The sequence below is a fragment of the Streptomyces ossamyceticus genome, from assembly GCF_001418475.1.
GTDB classification, from domain to species: domain Bacteria; phylum Actinomycetota; class Actinomycetes; order Streptomycetales; family Streptomycetaceae; genus Streptomyces; species Streptomyces ossamyceticus.
The window spans coordinates 1-304 of record NZ_LIQX01000943.1 but is presented as its reverse complement, the minus strand read 5'-3'; positions in this window follow the sequence as shown (position 1 = coordinate 304).

Genomic DNA, 304 nt, shown 5'->3' with positions numbered 1-304 from the left:
CCGCCGGTGCCGCGCCCGCCCCGGTGATCACCAGGGCGAACAGCGCGGCAACGAGAGGCTTTCTCATGTGGGGGTCCCTCTCTTGCTACGTGAGTGACAGGAGATCTTCCGGCCACCGCAGTTTGTCATGCGCATTGTGAGGGCGGTGTGATGACCGAGCAAGGACTTGGTTCCGGCCGAATGAGGTTCGGCCAGCGGGACGGCGGGAGGTGGCGGGGGTTCGGGCGGGGATGCGGTGTTGTGGGGTGGGGGCGTGCCTCAGTGGCCGGGGAGGCTGTCGCCGGGGAGGCGGTCGTCAGTGAGG